Annotated in this window: 2 protein-coding genes and 1 pseudogene; 1 reads left to right on the plus strand and 2 read right to left on the minus strand. The window is 70.8% G+C overall.

Annotation, left to right across the window (positions count from 1 at the left end; genetic code table 11):
- Both ND748_RS28285 and ND748_RS28290 read right to left on the minus strand, forming a co-directional pair.
- Nucleotides 1-825 (minus strand): glycosyltransferase family 39 protein (locus ND748_RS28285; protein ID WP_251749243.1); only part of this gene is annotated, 825 nt, incomplete at its 3' end.
- Nucleotides 826-1,210: 385 nt separating this feature from the next.
- The gene (locus ND748_RS28290; RefSeq protein ID WP_251749244.1) at nt 1,211-2,701 is read right to left on the minus strand and encodes an NAD(P)/FAD-dependent oxidoreductase; all 1,491 of its coding nucleotides are present in this window, start codon (nt 2,699-2,701) and stop codon (nt 1,211-1,213) included.
- Between the two features lie 256 nt (nt 2,702-2,957).
- Here ND748_RS28290 and ND748_RS28295 point away from each other — a divergent pair.
- Nucleotides 2,958-3,472: pseudogene (locus tag ND748_RS28295) on the plus strand (hypothetical protein); the annotation flags it as partial.

The following is a 3,472-nucleotide window of genomic DNA, read 5'->3' on the forward strand; positions in this document are numbered from 1 at the left end:
GCCGTCGGCCGCCCCGGCTCCCGGCCGAGGCATGGACGCCGTCCCCGGCGTCGTGGGGACCGGCCCGCTCGTCGGTGACCCCAGCCCCGTCGGTGACCCCAGCCCTGTCGGTGACGCCGCTGCGGTCGCGGCCGTCACGCCGAGCTGGCGGGCGCGGCGGGCGCGGTACCAGGGGCGCAGGGTGAGCAGTCCGATCAACCACACGGCGACGGTGAGCAGCAGGTACAGGCACCAGTAGTGGGTCAGTGCCAGGCAGCCGGCGGCGAGGGACAAGCCGATCACCGATCGCACCGACGGCGCCCGCAACACCCGCTCCAGAGCGAGTCCGCCGAGCGCGGTGAGCAGCACGATCAGGCTGTACATCCGAGTCTCGGTGCCGAAGTACAGCGCGAACGGCGAGGTCAGATACAGCACGACGGTGACCTTCGCCGCGCGGGCGTTCACCACCCGGCGGGCCAGGACGAACATCGGCCACGCCGCGGCGATGTTGATCAGCGCGGACAGGGACCGGACGGCGAGGTTGGTCTCCCCGAACACGGCGATCCACCCGTGCAGCACCAGGTAATAGAGCGGCGGTGAGCCGTCCTGCACCAGGCCGTCCCACATGGTCAGGCCCGACCCGCCGAGGGGGAGTCGCGCGATGGCGACGCTCTGCGCCTCGTCGAGCCACAATGCCTGGTTGGCGGTGAAGCGCACGATGACCGCGGCGGCCACCAGCACCCCCACGATCACCGCGAAGATCCGCCCCGCACGGTCGGGCGCGTCCCCGACCCGGTCGACCGGCCCGGGGAGCTGCTCCGCCGGCCGGACCGCGACATCCGTCACGGTCAGTCCCTTCCGTCCACGTTGCCCGCGGTGCGCCGCGGTCAGCCGGGCCACGATCCGGCCGACCAGGCAGGTCCGCACCCGGTGCAGGTCTCGTGCGGCAGCCCCCCGCGCCACGGCGATGCCGGGCGGGCGCGGGGGGCAGACCGCGGATTGCAGGCCGGGGCGGTGGGCTGGCCACCGAAGGTGCCGCCAGGGCGCGCCGGATGGGCGCGGAGCGTACCGTCCCGCATTCTGGCCGGGTCGGCCGCCGGCGGCACGCCGAAGGCGCCGCGCGCCGACGACCGAAGGTCCCGGCCAGGTTCTTCGTCGGCGGCCGGCGGGTTCGACCCGCCCGGATGTCCCGGACGGCCGAGCCGCCGCGCTGCGCAGGTCGGTCCGGGCGTCAGCGCTTGGCCGCGCCGCCGGACGACACCTCCTCGTGGTAATCCTCCTCGACGTTGACCTCCCACACGTCGTGCTTCGTACCATCGACGATGTTCTCGACGGTCAGCATGGCGGTCAGCATCGAGTGGTCCTGGTTGTTGTAGCGGTGCATGCCGTTACGGCCGACCGGATGCACGTTCGGCGCGTTCTCGGCCAGCCAGGCCCGAATGATATCGACGTTCTTCTTGTACTGCATGTCGTAGTACGGGTACGCCTTCGGCATCCGCACGACGTATCCCTGCTCGACCTGGGACGCTCGGATGAGCCCGAGCTCGACGAGTTCCTTGGTGGCGAGCTTGACGAGGTCCTCGTCCGAGCTGCTCCACGTCTCGTCGCCCTCGAAGACGAAGTACTCCAGCCCGAGACAGGTCCGCCCGTCCTTCACCAGGAACGGCGACCAGGAGGCGAAGTTCTGGATCCGGCCGACCTTGACCGCGGGGGAGTGGATGTAGATCCAGTTGTCCGGGAAACCGGCCGACTCCGGCACCACGAGGGCGACGGTGAGGAAATCGCGGTACTTCAGCGCGTTCGCCGCGGCCAGGACGTGGTCGGGCACCGGCGGGTCCATCACCCGGACCAACGACGAGAACGACATCGACGAAATGATCTCGTCGGCGCGATACTGGTACTCGCTGCCGATGTCGGTGCGCGACGACTCCGGCGCGCCGGCGCCCGGTCCGTATCCGCCGGTCACCGCGGTGGTGACGCCGGTCGCGCGGCCGCCCTCATGATGGATCTTGCGGACCTTCTCCTCGAAGACCACCCGACCACCCTGCTTGACAATCTTGTCGGTGGCGGTCTCCCACATCATTCCAGGCCCGTACTTGGGGTACTGGAACTCCTCAATGAGGGAGGTGATGTCGGTCTGGTTCCGCTTGGGCAGCACCGAGTTCACGATGGCGTTCATCATGGACAGGCTCTTGATGCGCTGCGCCGCCCAGTCCGACGGCATCTCGCTGACCGGAACGCCCCACAGCTTCTCGGTGTAGGTCTTGAAGAACGTGCGGTAAAGCCGCCAGCCGAAGCGGGCCACCAGCCAGTTCTCGTAGTTGCTCTGGTCCTGCGGCGGGCGCACCCGGGCCGCGGCGTAGGAGGCGATGCAGCGTGCCGCCTCCACCAGGCCCAGCCCGCCGAGCGCGTTCGTCGCCTTCAGGGGGTAGTCGAAGAACTTCCCGTTGTAGTAAATGCGACTCGATCGCGGCCGGAGCAGGAAGTCCTCATCCGGCAGGATCTCGTGCCAGAGCTTCTCGACCTCGGGCACCTTCGTGAAGAAGCGATGGCCGCCGATGTCGAAACGCCAGCCGTCCCGCTGCGCGGTACGGCTGATTCCGCCGACGACCGAGTCACCCTCGATAATCGTCACGGGCACGTCCCGTTTCACCAGCTCCCAGCCGGCGGTCAGACCTGCCGGCCCGGCTCCGATGACGACTACCTCTGGCTTTGCGGTCACTGTGCCGGACCTCTCCTCAACGCACCTTCATGGTCACACCCGCGGCCGGATGTCGGGCATCGGCCGCCGGGGGCGCCGGATCCTGGGGACCGGCCTCGGGGGGAAGTCTTGCATGCGGACGGGTGTGACCCGCCCGCACCCCCTCGCGGTCACCGACGCGATCAACCGTGGTACATCCGGACTATTCCCCCTGTCCGCACGGTCGATGGTCGAGTCCGCCGGCTGTGCTCCGGCCCGCCTCTGGCATCGTGCGGGCATGGTTCTGCCTGCATCCGGCCCGCGGCGGCCGGTCGCGGTGCGGCCCGAAGGTGCCGACCCGGGTACGCACCGGACGCTGCCGGCGATCCTCGTCGGATGGTGCGCCGTCGCCTGGGGCATCGCGGCGAAGGACGGCCGGTACGGCGCCTGGGCGATGGCCGGCGTCCTGCTCGGCACCGCCGCGGTCGCGCTCGCCACCCTCCATCACCGTCCGCTGTCCACCATCGCGGCGGCCGCCCCGGCTCCCGCCTCGGCTGCCGGGCCCGCGGTGACGGGCATCGGCGCTGTCCGTGGCCGGGCGTGGGTGGGTGGCTGGCTGCTGGTCGCGATCACCATCGGGTTGGGTCCGATCGTGCGCCATCCCCGCTACTACGCCGCCGGGCCGCTGGCCGCCGTCGCCGACACGCTCGCGATCGTCGCCGGCGTGCTCGCCGCCGCCGCCGTCCTAGCGGCGCTGTCAGCCCAACCGGCCCAACCGGCCCAACCGGCCCACGCGGGCGAGCGGGCGGAGGG

The organism is Frankia sp. AiPs1, assembly GCF_023716945.1.
GTDB lineage: Bacteria > Actinomycetota > Actinomycetes > Frankiales > Frankiaceae > Frankia.